The organism is Philodulcilactobacillus myokonensis, from assembly GCF_027923585.1.
GTDB classification, from domain to species: domain Bacteria; phylum Bacillota; class Bacilli; order Lactobacillales; family Lactobacillaceae; genus Philodulcilactobacillus; species Philodulcilactobacillus myokonensis.
The window spans coordinates 335,984-354,320 of the sequence record NZ_BRPL01000002.1 but is presented as its reverse complement, the minus strand read 5'-3'; the positions used below and the strand labels follow the sequence as shown (position 1 = coordinate 354,320).

The following is an 18,337-nucleotide window of genomic DNA, read 5'->3' as shown; positions in this document are numbered from 1 at the left end:
CTTCATAATGAAGTGCTTTTTTAGTTTCATTTAAAATTATTTTTTAATCGTTAGCGTCATGGCATTCAAAGCAACAATGACGGTACTCAATGACATGATAATGGCACCCACCATTGGGTCTAAGACAATCCCAATGAATGCTAGAACACCAGCAGCTAATGGCAAAGCAATGATATTGTAACCAGCACCCCACCATAAGTTTTCCACCATCTTATGATTGGTCTTAGTTGCTAATTGAAGCATGCTGATAACATCCTTAGGGTCACTATTAACTAATACAATATCAGCAGAATCGATGGCAACATCAGTTCCAGATCCAATGGCAATCCCAATATTGGCTTTAGCTAAACTAGGTGCATCGTTAACTCCATCACCGATAAAGATAACCTTACCATCATTTTGGTATCTAGATACCATCTTCTGTTTGTCTTCAGGAAGTAATTCAGCTTCATACTTATCAATGCCTAATTGGTGGGCAACCGATGCAGCTGTCTTTTGGTTATCACCAGTTAGCATGACTGGAATAATATGATGAGCCTTCAAGTACTGAACCATTTCTTTAGAATTAGCCTTGATTTGATCACCTTCAGCTAAAATCCCAATAACGTGATCATCTTGAAGAAGGAAACTAACAGAATTCCCCCGGCTGGATAACTGATCGAATAAATCATGGTTATATGCAATTTGGTGTTGGTTCAAATATGAACTAGCTAGTAATGCATAGCGTTGATTATCAATCGTTCCAGCAATTCCAGCGCCAGTTACCTGTTGTTCATCTTTAACGCTAGATAGGTTTATTTTCTTACTGTGAACAAGGTTTAAAACCCCTTCTGCTAGTGGATGACTTGACCCTTGTTCTAAACTACCGATAATTTGTAAAACCTGTTCATTAGAATAATTTTGGTCAAGGCTTTCAAAATGGTTAACTTTGAAGTTGCCTTGGGTTAATGTTCCCGTTTTATCCATTAGCGCGTACTTAATATTTTTAACGTGTTCCAAAGCATTGCGGTTTCTGATCAATAGCCCGTTTCGAGCAGCAATCGAAGTACTTCTAGAAACAACTAGGGGTACTGCCAAACCAAGTGCGTGGGGGCAAGCGATGACAAGGGTTGAAACGGCAATTGAAATGGCAAATGGAAAGCCATTGATTGGAATCCAAATAATAGTTGCAATGATTGCAATTGCAAGGGCCGCATAGAATAGGTAACCCGAAATCCGATCAGCCATATTCTCATCTTTCGATTTACTTGATTGAGCCTGGCTAACCATGTTCATTACTTTAGAAAGGTAGCCAGATTTACCAGTGCCGGTGACCTGTACGGTAATCGTTCCGTTATCATTGATTGAACCACCAATAACCTTATCATTTACCTTTTTAGATTGTTTCTTGGATTCACCGGTAACCAATGATTCATTAACTAAGGTCTGACCCTTTTTAATATCACCATCAGCAGGAATTTTTTCACCTGGTTCCACTAGAACATAATTTCCTTGGGTTAAATCACTTACAGAAACATCCTTAGTGTCACCGTTTGATGTAACTAAGTGAGCACTATCTGGAAGTAATTTAGCAAGGGCATTCAATGCCGAACCGGCATTCATGATTGAATTCATTTCAATCCAGTGGCCTAGTAACATGATGACAATTAACGTTGCTAATTCCCAGAAGAAATTATTAACCATGGGGGTAACGTGGAAAATATCATTTGCAATGGTTGCGTAAATACTGTAAGCGTAAGCAACCGTAATGCCAAGCGTAATCAATGACATCATTGCTGGTTTATGGCTTTCCATTTCACCTTTAGCGCCACTAAAGAATGGTTTCCCGCCGTAAAAGTACATGAAACTACCTAAAATGGCAACAACCCAATCGGATCCTGGAAATTGAATGGTGAATGGTAATTTCATGCCCATCATTGGTGACATTAAAATGATTGGAATCATCACAATTAATGATACCCAGAACTTTTGTTTTAGATTACCCATATTCATCATGTGGCCGCCATGCATCATCATGCCGCCATTGCCCATGTCCATGTGGTCCATATCCATTGATCCATGGTCCATGTTCATTGAGTGGTGATCCATATTCATGCCGTTCATTTTCATTGAGTCGTGACCAGATTTTGAGTTCATATCCATATGATCCATATGCTTCATGTTATGGTTATCCATCTTCATGTTCTTATGATTCATCTTCATGCCACTCATTTTTTGGTTATCATGGTGTTTCATATCCATGTTTTTCATATCTTTGTCACTCATGTTCTTGCAGCAATCCATCTTATGTTTGCCGTCCATTTTGTGATCATCCATATTCATCTTTTTTTGATCATCATCATTCTTCATGTTCATAGCTCATTTTCCTCCCTTCGCAATCTTGATGTTTCAAACAATTACATGGAACCTTATCAGGTGCCGTTTTGGCTTTTTGATGCAAAGTTTGAATTAACACCTGAATATCATTTTTACTAATTGGAACGTTCTGAATCACACTATTCAGAGCTTTTCCAGCATGCATTGCACAAATATTATGAAAAATATTTAAAACAGCGTCATTAGCAGCCGTCTGCTCATCAATTTTTGAATAGTAAACATAGGTTCGCCCTTTTCGAACAATTTTTAAAAATCCCTTTCGATCAAGGCGTCTTAATAAAGTTTTAACAGTTGAAGCTTTCCAATCTTCTTTTTCACTAAGCAAAGATGTAATTTGCTTACTGGTTGAATGGCCAAGCGTCCAAATTACACGCATGATTTTCCATTCAGAATTAGTAATCTGCTCTAATTGTTCCATCGTTTCATCTCCTCAATCTACAAATGTAAACTAAAACTGTAAATAAAAAGTTTATTCGTTAATATTCAATTCAATTAGTAGTTTACACTTGTAAACAATGAATGTAAATAAAAAAGAATCATTTAATCAATGATTCCCTTTAATTAGCTGCTCCGACTGGGCTCGAACCAGTGACCTTCTGCTTAACAGGCAGTTGTTCTACCAACTGAACTACGGGGCAATTATCAAAATATGCAATTGTTCAACAATAAAGATCATAAATACAAAAGAAATATTTATCATCAACTGCTCCGACTGGGTTCGAACCAGTGACCTTCTGCTTAACAGGCAGCTGTTCTACCAACTGAACTACGGGGCAATAATCAAAAGAAATCAGTTTATTTATAAAAATGAGATTTATAAACACCAGAACGGCATCATAAATCTAACTGCTCCGACTGGGCTCGAACCAGTGACCTTCTGCTTAACAGGCAGTTGTTCTACCAACTGAACTACGGGGCAATCATTAAATGTTTCTCATTGATTATTTATAATTATATAACAATATTTTAATTTTTCAAGTATTTTAGTTAATTTATTTCAAACTTTTTTTGCAAAACAAAACAATGAAAAAATGAAGGGCTGGTGTTAAAATAAAATTGTAATCTGAATAACAAAAAGGAAGGTAATTCAATTATGGCATACGATGTAAATAAAGACGAAATGACTCAATTCAAATCACGTGACCAAATCTTAGCATATAAGGGCAGCGTTGTTTCATTCTACCCTGGCGACGTTGATATTGATGAAATCAAATCTGCAATTGATAAAAATAGTACTAAACCAGGCCGATACGAAGCTTCTAACAATAATGGTTCAGTTAGCCTCGAAGCTAAGTAATTTCATTTTATTAAATTAAATGAAGGCATTCCATTTAAAACAATGGAATGTTTTTTATTACATGAAAGGAACATCATGATGCCAGAACAACAAGAAGAACATCAAACCAACATTAAAATTGCAATTAAAATTCAACATAATCTATTTGAAAAGGCTTATCAAGCTGCTCAAAGTAAAGACCAATTAACTAGTGAAGTCTTAATGACCCTTCGTGCTTACCTCAATATGGGACTTAATTCTAAAGCTTACCAAACTCCTGACAAAGATCAATTAAAGACGAACTTAAAGGCTGCTTGTCACGTTGCTTTTAGTAATGAATATGAAAACGGTAATGATACTCCGGAATACGCCCAACAGTTGAGCCGCAAAGCATCCCAAATCATCGACGATGCATATCAAAATGACATTGCACCTTTGTTTAATAATTAGTATCTAAAACTTAACATTCACGTCATTAATCTGTTATATATCAATGCTAAAATATGTATTTGTATAATCATTTCATTACAAGGAGTTGTTTAATTTGCATAAAATAAATCGAATCCTTTTAATGGGATTTTTCATTATTTTAGGCCTTTTAATGGTAAACAGTAAGGCTTCTGCAAATTCCAATTATTCCATCAGCTCTGCTAGAAATTATGACGCTAGGGTCATTAATGGTAGTCATTGGAAAATGTGGGAACAACCTTACGTTAAGGGAACTAAAGTTAAACGCAAGGCATCAGGTCTTTCCGGCCAATTAATGCAGGTTAATGAAATTGCACAGTCCAATCGAAGAACCTACTTTAAAGTTAGCCGTAAAGGAACCAATTATGGTTGGATCAATGCCGAGGCATTAAAGAAACCTTCTACATATATTTTGCCATATACGTACAATAGTCAACTTTACCCTACTTTCGCACCAAATGCCTGTGAAGCCATCAGTTTAAAGACTGCTTTGTCAGTTAAAGGCCGTGGTTTTATTAGTACCAAGAGTTTTATTGATAAAATGCCACGAAGCAATAATCCTAAGTATGGTTTTAGAGGAAATCCATTTAAGCACAACCCCACTAATGTATCATGGACCATTTTGCCATACCCGCTTGCTAAATACGGTCGTGAATATGATAAAGCAACCCATGATATTTCAGGTGCTTCAAGAACCCAGTTAATTTCTGAAGTTAAACACGATAATGCGGTTGCTTTTGCTGGTTCTAGAAATATGAATGGTAATCCAACTGGCCACATGTTAACCATCGTTGGTTATAAATACGGTGCCTTTTTAATTGCTGATCCATATAAATATGCCAGTGATTCACACAAGGTATTCTGGGTATCAACGACCCATTTCATGAACGTTTATAATAAATGTCATCAATACGCAGTTGTCGTTAGATAATATTAATTAAACCAAATAAAACAGAGGATGATTAATTCATCCCCTGTTTTATTTTACTTTATTTTAAATTATTTTTGGTTCAAACCACGGCGTTTTAATTCTTCATTCAATGAATGGTGAAGTTTTTCAAGATGCTTCATAAAGATCAAATTTTGTCTTAACTGGTGATTATTTTCATTAATAATCTCTTCTAATTCTTGATCAGTATAACCAGATAAATGTCTTTGAATATATACAGTTGAACGGTATGCACGATGCAACCAGTTATAACTTTGACGACTAGCACCTAAAACCCCATTTTCAACGTTATTAACGGATGGTTCATTACTGAAGTGATTAACATGTTCCATGATAAATTCGCTGACGTTTTTATTCCAGAAAGTGATTAAAGGACCGGCAAAGAATGCTGTTACAATCGTCATTATTCCATAAGCACCGCCAGCAATAACAGCAGCTACCATAAAGAGGATATCTTGAACTGTTCTTACATATTGGTACTTAATATGAAATCGTTCTGAAATTGTCGGCGCAATTGCATCGTATGGAGCAACCCCTAATTTAGTCGACATATAGATTGAAGTTCCTAGTGTAAAGAATAATAGTCCAATCGCACCATCAACAATAATAACGAAGAAATTGATTTGAGCTCCAAAAATATTTTCATAGATGTTTGAAAACCATTGAATTTCATATCCAACTAGAACCATGTTCAAAATCGTCCCAATTCCAATTTGCTTAATATTAAAAATCAAAATAAAAACAAAGATGACTAGGTTAGAAATTAACTGGTAGGTCCCAAGTTCCATCCCTAAATGACCAGATACACCAATATTAAGGGCGGTATAAGGATCCAGACCAACGTGTCCTTCACGCATCAAGGCAGCGCCTAGACCAATTAAACTAACTCCAATGAAGGATAATATTGTTCGCAGCGCAATACTCAGATAATTATGCTTTGGTCTACTACTTTTACTAATTGCATTATCCATCGAATTACCTCTTTTAATAACTAATGGTCTATATGTTCATTATATACCTAATCGAATTAATAAATAATTTTAATCACTTAATAATCTCATTCTAATTTAAACTCATTTGCTTTACACCGCTTGATATCAACAATAAGATATAATTAATTATATAAGGAGGTTTTTAAAATGAATTATCAAACACTGTACCAATATGGCACCCTTGCATTAATGGTCCCCGGATTATTTAAAGGAACGAAATCATTGAATGATATTTTAAAACATGGTGACACTGGAATTGGCACCGCCGATTCACTCGATGGTGAATTAATTGTTTTAAACGGCCAGGGTTACCAAGTAAAAGGCAGTGGGAAAATTCAAAAGCTAACTGGTATGGAAATGGTACCATTTGCTGATGTTCATTTTGCCCACTTTACCCGTTTGAATCAGATTCAAAACATTAATAAGTCCGAATTAGCTGACTACATCTTTAACCAAAATGATTACCAAAACATTTTCTTTGCGGTCAAAATTCACGGTGTTTTTTCAAATATTCATACTAGATCAGTCAATAAAGCAAACGAGCCCTATCCAACTTTAGTTGAAATGGCTGATAAACAAGCTACTTTTGATGCTACGCTACAAACAAGGAAGGAACTTTGATTGGTTACTACGCTCCACAAATTTTTAATGGCCCTTCAGTCGGTGGTTTCCATCTTCATTTCTTAGCAGATGATTTAAGCATTGGTGGCCACGTCTTAGGATTTAACGTTAAAGACGGTGAACTTAGTTTACAAGCACTACCCAAATTAAATCAGGAATTACCATCAACTAGTGAAGAATTTATGAAACATGATTTTTCAAAGGATGACATCAACGGTGCCATTAATCACGCTGAAAATTAATTTAACTTAAATTCAAGCATCCGACATCGATCGATTTAGATTTGCTTTTTATGTTTTCTAAAAATAATTGAAGAAATAATCAATTAAAGGTATGATATATAACGTTAGTCTATTTTAAAGGAGTAATCATGAAATGAGAAAAGCAACTAAGTTATCAATTGCTGCGATTGCCGGACTAAGTTTCTTTGGTTTCAATGCAATCAATAGCCAGCAACACTCAACGACACAAGCTTATGCTGCCAGCAGCATTTCAAGCAAATATAATCAATATCTAAGTAACGTCAGAGTCGCTAAAGCCGCTAAACAAAGACAGGATTTTTACTATTCAAATGATTTACAAGGATCATGGAATACTCGCGATATTGGTGGTGTCACCACTGCTGATGGTAATTTCTCAGTCAAGCCTAAGCGCTTGATTCGCGGTAGTGATTTAGCTAAATTAACCAAAAAAGGCGCTAAAGCTGCCCATCAATTAAACATTAAACAAATCATTGACCTTCGTGAATCACAGGAAATTAAAAAGGCTGCCGATCCAGGTGAAGGTGTCAAAGATAGTGTTGGCTTAAACATCCCCATTAAAAACATCCCGGTCATTTCACTAAAGGAAAAGATTGCTACCACCCCTGCTAAAAATAAATACGGTGAAATTTACCGTTATGGTTATCCACTAGCCTTCAGTAAATCTGCTGTTAATTCTTACAAGGATATTTTTAAAGCAGCCATGAACAACAAGAATGGTGCCATTATGTACCATTGTATCGGTGGTCGTGATCGAACCGGAACCGTCAGCGTCCTATTGCTATCGGCTTTAGGTGTTAATAAGCGCAACATTTATAACGACTACTTATTATCCACTTATTACATTGGCTTAAATAAGGGACGTCAAAATTATGTCACCCAAATTAATCAATTAAACCGTTTCTATAGCACGATTGAAGCTAAGTATGGTAATATGGATAATTATTTGCACAAGGTAATTGGTTTAAGTAATAAGGACATCAAGAAGTTAAGAGCTAATTACTTAACCCCGAATTACAGCAAATTAAATCAACAAAAGGAAATTGTTAAATCTAATTTACAAAAATGGGTCAGTACCCAGGGTAGTCAAAGACGGGTTAATAAAAAAGCTTATTACCAATCTAAAGCTTCCTTACAACAATTAGAAACTACGTTTAAGAATTTCTAAATTAACTCATTTAAACTAAAAAACACCAATTCCATTGATTTGGAATTGGTGTTTTAATTTGGTTTCAATTTAAAAATTAAACTTCTTTAATTCCACCCTTGTAAACGACTTTATCTTCTTGCTGGGGTGCTTTAATATCATCAAGTGGATTGTGGTCTAGAACTAAGAAATCGGCATGATAATCAGGAGCTAAGACACCGACCTTAGGATCAAACTGTTGGTTGCGTTCTAATAATTCGGCAGAATGATAATTGGCAAGAAGGGCTTCATAGTTAGTAACGTCCATGTATTTCGCCATTAATTCAAATTCTTTAGCAGTGGTATCAAAATAAGCAAATGGACAACCGGCATCGGTGCCGACTACAACGGGAACCCCACGGTGCCAAGCATGCTTAATATTCTTTGTTAACATCTTCCAGCAGGCATCAATCTTATTCATTTCCCATTGTGGTAACTTGCCTTTGCCATAATGCTTCATGGCCCAAGCCGTTTGTAAGGTCGCCGTTAGAAAGATATGTTTCTTCAACATGGAGTCAATTTCATCATCGTTAACTTCAAAACAGTGTTCGATTGAGTCAACGCCAGCTTTAATGGCATTCGCAATTCCGGGATTAGCCTCAGCATGAGCCATCGCAATCAAGCCCTTATGGTGAGCTTCGACAACGGCTGTTCGCATATCCTCAGCACTTAGTTGGGGATCATACATTGAATCTTGCTTGGTCATGACACCACCGGTTGCCATGACTTTAATGGCCTTAGCACCCTTTTTAATGCCAACCCGAACGTCATGGCGCATGGCGTCAACTGAATCACAGTGATAACCCCAGTTCGGTAAATCCGAATGACCACCGGTAATTCCATATGGCCGACCAGATGGCATGATGGTTGGAACGTGTTTCAATTGGCCCGCTTCACGTAATTTTTCTAAAACAATATCAATGTCGTATGTTGCACCACATTCACGAATAGTAGTAACACCTGATTTTAATAGTTCGTGTAAATGCTTAACAGCACGAACAGTGGATTGAACTTCGTCTACATCGGTATTACCAGTCGAAGAATATGGATCAAATGTAATATGAGTATGAACATTAATTAATCCGGGCATGACAAATTTACCATTCAAATCCATGTACTGATCGGCTTTGGGTTCATCCCCAGAACCAACTGAAACAATTTTGCCAGTTTTTCGATCAGCTAATAACCACGCATTTGATTTTAATTGGTTATCCTTACCATTAAACAAACTAAAGTTATTAAAAAGTACTTTTGTCATTTTAATTGCCCCTTTTAATTAATTTTTAATTAGTATAAAACTAATGATTATATTAATCAACCGTTAAAGCAAAAAAGACGTTAGTGATTTGATTTGATCACTAACGTCTTCATTATTTTAAATCTCAATTATTTTAATAAGTTTAACATTTCGCGGTTAAAGTACTTCAAATCATCAGGAGTTCTGCTTGTAACCAACTTATGTTTCTTATCAACAACGACTGGTTTGTCTAAGACTTGAGCACCAGCATAGAATAAATCATAACGGATGGTTGTGTATGCTGTTAGCTTCAATTCGTTAGCTAAGCCAGTTTGGATGAAGAATTGTGGTCCATGGCAAATTGCAAAGACCGGTTTATTAGCCATTAAGAAGCGCTTTACAAAGTTGACATAACGAGGGTCAACACGAAGTGCATCGGGTGATCCGCCACCTGGTAACAATAGTGCATCGTAATCATCAAACTTAGCATCGTCAATGGCAACGTCGATGGTTTGTTGATCACCATGTTCACCGGCAATCTTATTACCAGCTTTTTCTTCAATGAGGTCAACTTGGTTGCCAGCATCTTCTAAAGCCTTTTTAGGTGATGTTAGTTCTGAATCTTCGTAACCGCTTGTAACAACAGCTGCAATCTTACTCATACAATCTCCTCCTTCTAATTAATTCATCAGACATAATTCTACAAGAAAAATTCACACGACTCCAAACATTTTGCTTACAAACGTTTAGTTAACCGCTTATTTTTGACCACGTTGGTATGAATCATTAAACGGCTTGAAATGGTGGTCATGCAATTCCTTAGCGGCATCGGATAGCCAATTTGTATTTCTTAATAGTGCCCGGCCTTCAAAAATCAAATCAGCCTGGTGATTCTGTAAAATATATTCACTTAAACCGGGATTATCCAATAACCCGACGGTGGAAACGGGAATTTGAAGTGATTGCTTTAATTTAGTCGCAAACGAGGTTTGGTAACCATCATGAACTGGAAAATTAGGCGCCTTGTTAAGCAAACCACCAGTAGAAGCATCAATTAAATTAATGCCATCAGCTTCCATCCATTTGCCAACTTGCTTCCAATCATCCATCGTGTTTTCTAAACCACTATCATCATAATCAGTTAATGAAAGACGGATCCATAATGGTCCCTGATAATTTTGTTTGATTGCTTGAATGACTTCATGAACGATTCGGTAGCGCTTAGCTAGACTGCCACCATATTCATCCTGGCGATGATTAGTTACTGCAGATAAAAATTGATTTAGTAGGTAGCCATGAGCTCCATGAATGTCAATTACGTCAACGCCAGCATTGTTTGCATGTTTAGCAGCTGTGCCAAAATCATTCACAATCTGATGAATTTGTTCAATTGTTAATTCATTGGGTGTGCGATAATCACGACTGTAAGCAATCGCACTAGGTGCAACGGGATGAATGGCATCAGCTGCTTTACGGCCAGCATGGTTTAATTGCACCCCAATTTTACCGCCTAAATAATGAATCCAATCAACTAATTTCTTAAAATGCTTCGCCTGTTCATCATTCCATAGACCCAAGTCATACTTAGTAATTCGGCCATCCGGATCCACCGCCGTGGCTTCGGTAATAATCAAACCAACTTTGCTAATGGCACGCATCCCATAATGAGCAAAGTGAAACGGCGTCAAAATTCCATCTTCTTTTTTAACTTCATACATGCACATTGGTGACATGACAACCCGATTATTTAATGACAAACCGCCAACATTAGTGGGTGATAATAGTAATGACATTCAATCAACCTCCCATAGCTTATTAATTGTAAGTAAAATGATATAAGGATTCATTGCAAAAGTCAAAGAAAAAATTCCTTAGATCAAAATCCAAGGAATCAATTCATTTCATAGCCTTTAAATAGGCTTCTTCAGTCTTCTGATCAAAGCAGACCATCTCTACTTTTAATGGTGCATCAAAATTTTTGATCGTCTTGACCGCAATTTTAGCAGCCCGGTCCAGTGGATAGCCATAGACACCGGTGCTAATGGACGGAAAGGCAACCGTTTTGCAATCGTGAGCAACGGCCTGTTTCAAACTATTGATATAACAATTTTTTAGTAGTTTATCCTCTTCAAACGAACCGTCACGCCAAATCGGTCCGGCCGTATGAATAATGTATTGAGCAGATAAATTAAAACCAGGAGTCGTCTTAGCTTCACCGGTTGGACAGCCACCCAGTTTACGACAGGCAGCATCTAGTTTGGCCTTTCCAGCTGCCCGGTGAATGGCGCCGTCAACGCCACCACCACCGACTAAGCCGGTATTAGCAGCGTTCACGATCGCATCCACTTTTGATTTAGTGATATCACCTAAAGTAATTTTTAAATCAGCCATCTTCAATCACCCCTATCGATGTTCTGAAGTAATTCTTACGACATCATGATCACGTTCCAGCGCTAAAATAATCTTGCTGGGGTTAATTTTGTGATTAATCATCCCATCAATGCGAACCCCCAAACGGGTTTCATCCGCCGAGGTGACTTGTAAATTAACTAATTCAACGTGGTGCTGGCCTAAAATTTTTTCAATTCGTTCGATTGCGCGCCCATCATTATTAATTTCTAAATTTAAACGAATATGAATCCGGTTAATTAAAATGTTCAAAATAGAATCATCGTGAAAGACAAATTGAATCACCACGATAAAAATAGTGGCGGCAATGCCGATAAAATACATTCCGGCACCAACGGCCATGCCAATCATCGCAGTCGACCAGACTCCGGCAGCCGTTGTTAAACCGCTGACCCGATTGCGACCAATAATAATGGTTCCAGCACCTAAGAAGGAAATCCCACTGACAATCTGGGCGGCAATACGGGATGGATCAAGTGCAATATTATGAAGCGATAAAATATCATAAAAGCCGTATTTAGATACGATCATGACTAGTGCAGAACCAACAGCAACCACCATGTGGGTTCTAATTCCGGCACTTTTTAACTGTCTGGAACGTTCGTAGCCGACTAGGCCACCGCAGAACATAGCAAGAACTAAACGAAGAAACCAATCTAAATTTGTTAGTAACAAACTTTCACCTCCATAAATATAATCAAAAACATTCTTGAACCTATTATACAAAAGATTCAAGAATGCTTTTATCATTTAGCATTAATTAAATATGATAAACATTGAAATCAGAAAACGATACCTTGCCAGTTAAGTAAACGGTCTTATCATAATGACCCTTGCCATTTTCAGTTGTATCACTATCATCCATAAAATGCTCAACTTGATCGATGACCTGCCAATTCGTTGGCAAATAAATGTTGACGTCACTCATTGAAACATTCAGATTGATCTCAGCCTTTTCTGCTTTCATTTTGGCTTGATTCAAATATAAAGTGACTTCACCCATGCTGGAATTAACTTCAGCATGTTGGAAATCATCGGTATCAACGCGGCGGGTGGATCCACCTAAATTATTGTCAATTTTGACCGATGAAGAATGGTCACTTTTTGCTTGTTCACCATCCACTTCTTTAAAATCACCGTCAAAAGTATCTTGGTTTTGATTTCGATGATTATGATTAGTATCATAGTTAAATTCAACAAAGTCATTGCCGAAATACTTTGATAGGTGTGGAAATGGTCTGAAAATCAAACTTAATCCCCAATTTAATAAAATCGCACTGATTAAAATCGTCCATGGCGATAACTGACTAATCCCCAGTGGTTTAGCATAAATAATTGCTAAAAACGCAAGGGAGAAAATAATGCCAGGAAACCGCAGGCGAAAGACACTACGAATCAAGACTGCCAAAAAAATCAAAGTAAAGATGGCTTGGATCAAACCTAAATGAACACTGAACATGTTCAATTTACTTAAAATTAGTAAAACGGCCGCCAGAATCAACACGACGCCCCAAAATGTATTAGGGCGGTGAAAAGAATATTTGTATTTCATTTAAAAAGCCTACTTTCTATTTATCAACATAGGTTAAATCTTTAGTGTTATGGGTAAATGGTTCACAGCCATTTTCAGTCACGTGGACGCAATCTTCAATTCGAACCCCGGCAACGCCTGGAACGTAAATGCCCGGTTCAATGGAGAAGCACATTCCCGGTTTCAAGACCATCTTGTTACCCTGCATAATCGATGGGTATTCGTGGGTACCTAAACCAATCCCATGACCCAAACGGTGAATGAAGTACTTTCCATAGCCAGCATCATCAATGACTTTTCTAGCGCAGTGGTCCAGTTCTTCAGCGGTGATCCCTGGTTTGCAGAAATCCATGGCCTTTAATTGGGCTGCTTGAACGGTCTTATAAATGTCTAATTTTTTGTCATCGGGATGGCCAACGGCAACGGTCCTGGATGTATCGGATGCGTAACCGTTATGCATGGTTCCTAAATCAAATAGAACGAGTTCATCGTTGCCAACCTTGTTGTTACCGGCAACACTATGCGGTTCTGAAGCATGTTTGCCAGCTTGAACGAGGGTGCCAAAACTCATTTCCATAACGCCCCGTTTCATTAAAGCGTATTGCAGATCAGCGGCAATCTTAGTCTCTGATACCCCGGGTTTGACAGAATGCCAACCGGTTCGCATTGCAAAATCAGCTTCTTTACCGGCCGCAGCCAATTCCTTTAGTTCTTCCGGTGTCTTGATCAAACGCATCTGTTCCAAAAGATTAGAAACATCCCCGTCAAATGTAACGTGGGATAATGCGCCGGCCAAGGCTTCAAAGTTATGAACGGGGAACTGCATACTACTCTTTTCTAAAGCAGCATGGTGCGGTTCATGGACCCGTTGTTCAACATCTTTGGCAATCATCCGCCAAGGATTCTGATGGTCTAAATAACCATCAACGTCAAATGACCAGCCACTCTTTTGAATGTCTTCCACTTCTAATTGTGGTGCAAAAATTAATGGGTCGTGATCTGGAAAAACAATCAGTGCAAAAATCCGTTCGTGCGGGTCGGTATAATAACCAGTTAAGTATTCAATATTCTTGGGATCACTAATATATGTAAAATCATAATGATGATCGTTGGTCCACTGCTCAATTTGCTTTAATTTATCTTGATTCAAAATAACCACCCTTTTTTATTAACTTGATTACATTATAGTAAGAATAATTCTAATAATCAATGCTGATTGTAAATCACTTTAAGCACCAATGCTACTTTCAAACATGCACAGGATTACTAATGCCATGAAAAGAATCATGATACTGCACCCTGCAAGAAATTTCCGGTATTTAGGGGTTCCCTTCCCATGGTGTTTGAAATCGTCATGAATATAGGTAAACGGAATGTACATATTGGTTAGTAATAATAATATCATCGGTGATACGAACAAGAAATTACCTAAACCGTTATTAATCCGATCAAAAAAATGTCCCCAAACCAAATCACTAAGAAATAAATTTTCCAATCCGAAGGGTCCAATCATTAAAAACAGGGCCACGCCAATTTCTAACCATTTTCCTTTAATTCTTAATAGCATATATACCCCTCCTAATGATTACGTTTACCAATCGAAATCGATTTAATATGATTATGACCATTTTGATAAACAATTGAAATCGACGACCAATGATTATGGTTAATCATAACTGGATAATCCGTTTCATTACCCTCTTTGTCAACCTCATAGTCAGCCAATTGAACGTGAAAATGATGATCAGCAAAATATTTTATAGTGTATCTATCTTCTGCCAATTTCATTTTGGTCCAATTTGAATCATGATTTAATTGATATTGAGCATCAGACTGTTGCTGATACAAACTAATGTAAGTATCAGCAAATAAGCCCATGAATCCTCCACTAATGCATAATCCAATCACCATTAATAATCCGTACCATTTATGATGGGCACGAAATATCATCACCGTCAGGACTAATAGAAACATGAAAATAATTGAGACAATTGCAAAGCCAACTACATGGTCGCCTAAATCTGAAACACTGGTATCCAATTTACCATCCCCACTTCTCAAAGTATGAAACTAAAGGATAACAAAAGGATGGCTCAATATCAATGTGATTAAGCCATCCTATTTTTTAAAATAATTTTTGATCATTACGAGTTAATTTCCGACTTTGAATTAATTTACCACGGACCATGATCCGCCGTTGTTCGCCTTCATTCCCACTAGAACAGGTAATCAGCGTCACTACTGGTTTATTCGTCGGCTGAATCCAGTTCACTTGGTGCTTATCAATCATGATCTTTTTAGTTACTTGGTATTCATATAACTTTGAACCGTCAGATAGATAGATTAAATCACCAGTGGTTACCCTGCTAAGTGGACCAAACAAAATCCCGTTGTCACTCATATGATGACCGGCTAAAGCATAGTTGCCGCTGCCCATTTTCTGATCCGGATGCATGGTTCCAGCACCCTTAATCAAATCATTATTATTCAAGCCGTTAAAAATCGGTAGTTTCATCGCAACGGCCGGAATCACAATTTTACCGATTACATTTGAATCGTCGTGATCAAATAGTGCTTTCGAAACCGTCGCGGCATCCACCGGTTTCACCCGCTGTAAATTAAAATTAGACTCATGCTTCCGATTGAGACGGTTTACTCTTACTGTCTGATCACTAAGATGATTGCTAGTCATTTCAGCAATCAAACTGTCTTGAATGGGCTGGTAAAACACGAGGATTAACCCAATCAAGAATAGGATAATGGCTGGAATTAAATATCTCTTCTTCATGCTTTCAGACTTCCTATTAAAAAAGCGGCATCAAAATGCCACCTTTTTATAATTATGATTTATGATTCTTGAATTTAATTCCAAACAGAATCAGTAATGCTAAACTCATCAAGGTTAAACCAATTGCCGTCATCCAGCCATAATGAGTATTATCACCAGTTTGTGGTAATGATTCTTGATGATGACTAGCCCTAGTTGTTGATGGTTGTTCACTCGGTTGATTTGAAATATTCGGTGTGCTTCCAACATGATGATCAGTGACATGATTTTGATGAGATGGAACTGATCCAATATGTGTTGAATGCGGTTTAGTTGAACTCGGTTGTGCCGGTTTTACCGGATTTTGACCCGACTGGTTGGGTTTCGATGGTGTTTGATTCGGTGTGCTTGGCTGATTTGGCGTCACATTATTTCCACTGGGATTACTTGGAGTGGTCGAATTTGGTTGGCTCGGCGTCGTCGGCTGATTAGGTTGATTGGGTGTCGTAGTCCCACTATTCGGTGCATTTGGCGTTTGATTGTTGTTATTGGGTTGGTTAGGAACATTCGGTTGATTTGGCGTTGTGTTATTATCGGGATGATTAGGCGTCGTTGTTCTGCCATTTGGATTGCTAGGAGTCGTTGAGTTAGGAATCGAACCATTACCAGTTTCATCTCCACCCGTTTTAACAACTGATGAAACCATTGCGGTCTGAGAATGTGAATCAGGTTGTAATGAATTATTAGTAACATCCATATAATGAATCAAGGCCTCATTCCCATAATCGTTCCGTTTTCCATCAATTTTCACTTGGTATGTTAAATTAATAGCATGATTAATAACATTATTAAAATGTAAATCAATTTGTGGATTATTATTAGTAATATTGGCGGAAACATCCTGATTGGAATCCGGTATAAAATTACCATGATCATCGTATGTCCCGATTTGATATTTTAAAGAACCATTAACATAGGTTTGACCGGCTCCTAAAGTATCTTGAAGGTCAACATGATTAATCTTTTTAAGATTCGGATTAAATGAAACGTTCCAAGTAATCGTATTATTTTGATTTGCAACCCAACCAAGCTTATTAATGAACCAGTTTTTATGAAATGGATCAATTTTAGTTCCATTTACCCACAATTCAATCACGCCATGGCGGTCATTACGATGATCTAAGCCATTATTAAATATTAAAGTTCCATAGTTACTTCCCTTGTTAATTGAAAACATGCCGACATTTTGACCGTGATCATTAATAATGGGAAAACTCGTGCCATCGCCACTATACATAACGTTATGGGGTAACTGCAGTTTAATCTGATTACCATCAACAGGAACATTATCAGGAATTGTCCAATCCCAATGAACTTTATAATTACTATAACGATCTAATTGATCCTGACCACTTACATTTTTACCATTTTCATCAGTAATACTGGATTTAATAGTTGCCCCATTAATTGATTGGGCATGAACGTAATTTTGATTCAAACCGTTAAAGATTAATATTGTTATCATGCCGAATAAAATTAGAAATATCTTTTTCATCTCATCACCTACAAAAGTTAATAACCCTTTTTTAGTAAGATTAATATATATTTCTAATATTTGCAATCATTTTTTAATTTATTAAACCAGCAAATAGTAACAGGACTACTCCAACAAGTGTCGTTAACAAAGTAATCGTTAATTTTGTAAACAATAACTTCTTTGATTTTAAAGCAACGTTCAATTCATTCTTGGGATGGTGCTGTAAATAATCCGCAAAATAATTCCGTTCAGCAACCATATCAACTTCCCGATTCAAAGACACCAATGTCATCACAATCAAAGCTAAACAGCTTAGAACGTTAAAAATCTGTAGATTAAAATTTTCGATATTCATGGTCATCAGACCGATGATAAATCCGAATAAAAGGTATAAAATCGTGGTGACCCTTGCGAAATTAACTTCACGTTTGATGTTGATCAGAGAACCATTATAACGATAGCTTTTCAAATGTTGATGATGAAGGAGTAATTTAGATTTAGTTGCACCATTGAATTTAGATTTCAAATGATGTTTAATCTGGTAGTCGAATGCTAGTTGCACCATTGCAAACACCACCATTAAAATTAATGAATATCCGTAAATTGGCATGATCCACTTCCTAAAATAATTAATTGAATCTATTTTACCATTAAAATGTAAATTAATCGTAAACACAATTGGTAATAAATATGATATTCTTATATATAATTAGATTTATATTATTGGG

Annotated in this window: 21 protein-coding genes and 3 tRNA genes; 6 read left to right on the top strand and 18 right to left on the bottom strand. The window is 37.0% G+C overall.

From position 1 onward, the window contains the following. Positions 1-36: 36 nt before the first annotated feature. From WR164_RS01815 to WR164_RS01795, 5 genes are all read right to left on the bottom strand, one after another. Complete coding sequence (locus tag WR164_RS01815) at positions 37-2,265, bottom strand: heavy metal translocating P-type ATPase (RefSeq protein WP_286136879.1); 2,229 nt, start codon at positions 2,263-2,265, stop codon at positions 37-39. Positions 2,266-2,338: 73 nt separating this feature from the next. Continuing rightward, positions 2,339-2,794, bottom strand: coding sequence for a CopY/TcrY family copper transport repressor (locus tag WR164_RS01810; RefSeq protein ID WP_286135848.1), 456 nt, complete (start codon positions 2,792-2,794; stop codon positions 2,339-2,341). A gap of 147 nt (positions 2,795-2,941) precedes the next feature. Continuing rightward, positions 2,942-3,014: transfer RNA gene (locus WR164_RS01805), tRNA-Asn, on the bottom strand. 65 nt (positions 3,015-3,079) lie between these two features. Then, positions 3,080-3,152: transfer RNA gene (locus WR164_RS01800), tRNA-Asn, on the bottom strand. A 70-nt stretch (positions 3,153-3,222) separates the two neighbouring features. Then, positions 3,223-3,295 (bottom strand) — tRNA-Asn (locus tag WR164_RS01795). 174 nt (positions 3,296-3,469) lie between these two features. Here WR164_RS01795 and WR164_RS01790 point away from each other — a divergent pair. The 3 genes from WR164_RS01790 (at position 3,470) to WR164_RS01780 (ending at position 5,051) form a co-directional block, all read left to right on the top strand. After that, positions 3,470-3,673, top strand: coding sequence for a hypothetical protein (locus tag WR164_RS01790; protein ID WP_286135847.1), 204 nt, complete (start codon positions 3,470-3,472; stop codon positions 3,671-3,673). Positions 3,674-3,751: 78 nt separating this feature from the next. After that, a complete protein-coding gene (locus WR164_RS01785) occupies positions 3,752-4,102 on the top strand; it encodes a hypothetical protein (RefSeq protein ID WP_286135846.1) in 351 nt (116 codons plus the stop codon). 94 nt (positions 4,103-4,196) lie between these two features. Further along, the gene (locus WR164_RS01780) at positions 4,197-5,051 is read left to right on the top strand and encodes a C39 family peptidase (protein ID WP_286135845.1); all 855 of its coding nucleotides are present in this window, start codon (positions 4,197-4,199) and stop codon (positions 5,049-5,051) included. A gap of 68 nt (positions 5,052-5,119) precedes the next feature. On the opposite strand, the gene WR164_RS01775 is transcribed toward WR164_RS01780, so the two are convergent. Next, entirely contained in the window at positions 5,120-6,040 is a 921-nt protein-coding gene (locus WR164_RS01775; RefSeq protein WP_286135844.1) for a YczE/YyaS/YitT family protein, read from the bottom strand. Positions 6,041-6,208: 168 nt separating this feature from the next. Here WR164_RS01775 and WR164_RS01770 point away from each other — a divergent pair, with 168 nt between their 5' ends. From WR164_RS01770 to WR164_RS01760, 3 genes are all read left to right on the top strand, one after another. Further along, positions 6,209-6,682 (top strand): acetolactate decarboxylase, encoded by a 474-nt coding sequence (locus tag WR164_RS01770; RefSeq protein WP_286135842.1) that lies wholly within the window; start codon positions 6,209-6,211, stop codon positions 6,680-6,682. Next, positions 6,679-6,924, top strand: coding sequence for an acetolactate decarboxylase (locus tag WR164_RS01765; RefSeq protein WP_286135841.1), 246 nt, complete (start codon positions 6,679-6,681; stop codon positions 6,922-6,924). Before WR164_RS01770 ends, WR164_RS01765 begins: the two co-directional genes overlap by 4 nt. 133 nt (positions 6,925-7,057) lie before the next feature. Then, entirely contained in the window at positions 7,058-8,110 is a 1,053-nt protein-coding gene (locus WR164_RS01760; protein WP_286135840.1) for a tyrosine-protein phosphatase, read from the top strand. 76 nt (positions 8,111-8,186) lie between these two features. Here WR164_RS01760 and WR164_RS01755 read toward each other — a convergent pair whose 3' ends face one another. The 12 genes from WR164_RS01755 to WR164_RS01700 form a co-directional block, all read right to left on the bottom strand. Continuing rightward, complete coding sequence (locus tag WR164_RS01755; RefSeq protein ID WP_286135839.1) at positions 8,187-9,386, bottom strand: metal-dependent hydrolase family protein; 1,200 nt, start codon at positions 9,384-9,386, stop codon at positions 8,187-8,189. A 128-nt stretch (positions 9,387-9,514) separates the two neighbouring features. Beyond that, a complete protein-coding gene (locus WR164_RS01750; protein WP_286135838.1) occupies positions 9,515-10,027 on the bottom strand; it encodes a type 1 glutamine amidotransferase domain-containing protein in 513 nt (170 codons plus the stop codon). 96 nt (positions 10,028-10,123) lie between these two features. Next, positions 10,124-11,158: an oxidoreductase gene (locus WR164_RS01745; RefSeq protein WP_286135837.1), complete on the bottom strand. Its 1,035-nt coding sequence runs from the start codon at positions 11,156-11,158 to the stop codon at positions 10,124-10,126. Between the two features lie 103 nt (positions 11,159-11,261). After that, positions 11,262-11,756, bottom strand: a complete 495-nt coding sequence (locus tag WR164_RS01740) for an O-acetyl-ADP-ribose deacetylase (RefSeq protein WP_286135836.1) — start codon at positions 11,754-11,756, stop codon at positions 11,262-11,264. A gap of 12 nt (positions 11,757-11,768) precedes the next feature. Then, positions 11,769-12,404 carry an MgtC/SapB family protein gene (locus tag WR164_RS01735; RefSeq protein ID WP_286136878.1) on the bottom strand — a complete coding sequence of 212 codons (636 nt, stop codon included), beginning with the start codon at positions 12,402-12,404 and terminating at the stop codon, positions 11,769-11,771. A gap of 130 nt (positions 12,405-12,534) precedes the next feature. After that, positions 12,535-13,326: a LiaF transmembrane domain-containing protein gene (locus WR164_RS01730; protein ID WP_286135835.1), complete on the bottom strand. Its 792-nt coding sequence runs from the start codon at positions 13,324-13,326 to the stop codon at positions 12,535-12,537. A gap of 16 nt (positions 13,327-13,342) precedes the next feature. Further along, positions 13,343-14,458: a M24 family metallopeptidase gene (locus tag WR164_RS01725; protein WP_286136877.1), complete on the bottom strand. Its 1,116-nt coding sequence runs from the start codon at positions 14,456-14,458 to the stop codon at positions 13,343-13,345. 75 nt (positions 14,459-14,533) lie between these two features. Further along, positions 14,534-14,872: a hypothetical protein gene (locus WR164_RS01720; RefSeq protein ID WP_286135833.1), complete on the bottom strand. Its 339-nt coding sequence runs from the start codon at positions 14,870-14,872 to the stop codon at positions 14,534-14,536. 11 nt (positions 14,873-14,883) lie between these two features. Further along, positions 14,884-15,345: a hypothetical protein gene (locus tag WR164_RS01715; RefSeq protein ID WP_286135832.1), complete on the bottom strand. Its 462-nt coding sequence runs from the start codon at positions 15,343-15,345 to the stop codon at positions 14,884-14,886. A gap of 85 nt (positions 15,346-15,430) precedes the next feature. Further along, positions 15,431-16,093 (bottom strand): class A sortase, encoded by a 663-nt coding sequence (locus tag WR164_RS01710; protein WP_286135831.1) that lies wholly within the window; start codon positions 16,091-16,093, stop codon positions 15,431-15,433. Positions 16,094-16,145: 52 nt separating this feature from the next. Beyond that, positions 16,146-17,627, bottom strand: coding sequence for a collagen binding domain-containing protein (locus WR164_RS01705; protein WP_286135830.1), 1,482 nt, complete (start codon positions 17,625-17,627; stop codon positions 16,146-16,148). A gap of 73 nt (positions 17,628-17,700) precedes the next feature. Further along, positions 17,701-18,219 carry a hypothetical protein gene (locus tag WR164_RS01700; protein WP_286135829.1) on the bottom strand — a complete coding sequence of 173 codons (519 nt, stop codon included), beginning with the start codon at positions 18,217-18,219 and terminating at the stop codon, positions 17,701-17,703. Between the last annotated feature and the right edge of the window lie 118 nt (positions 18,220-18,337).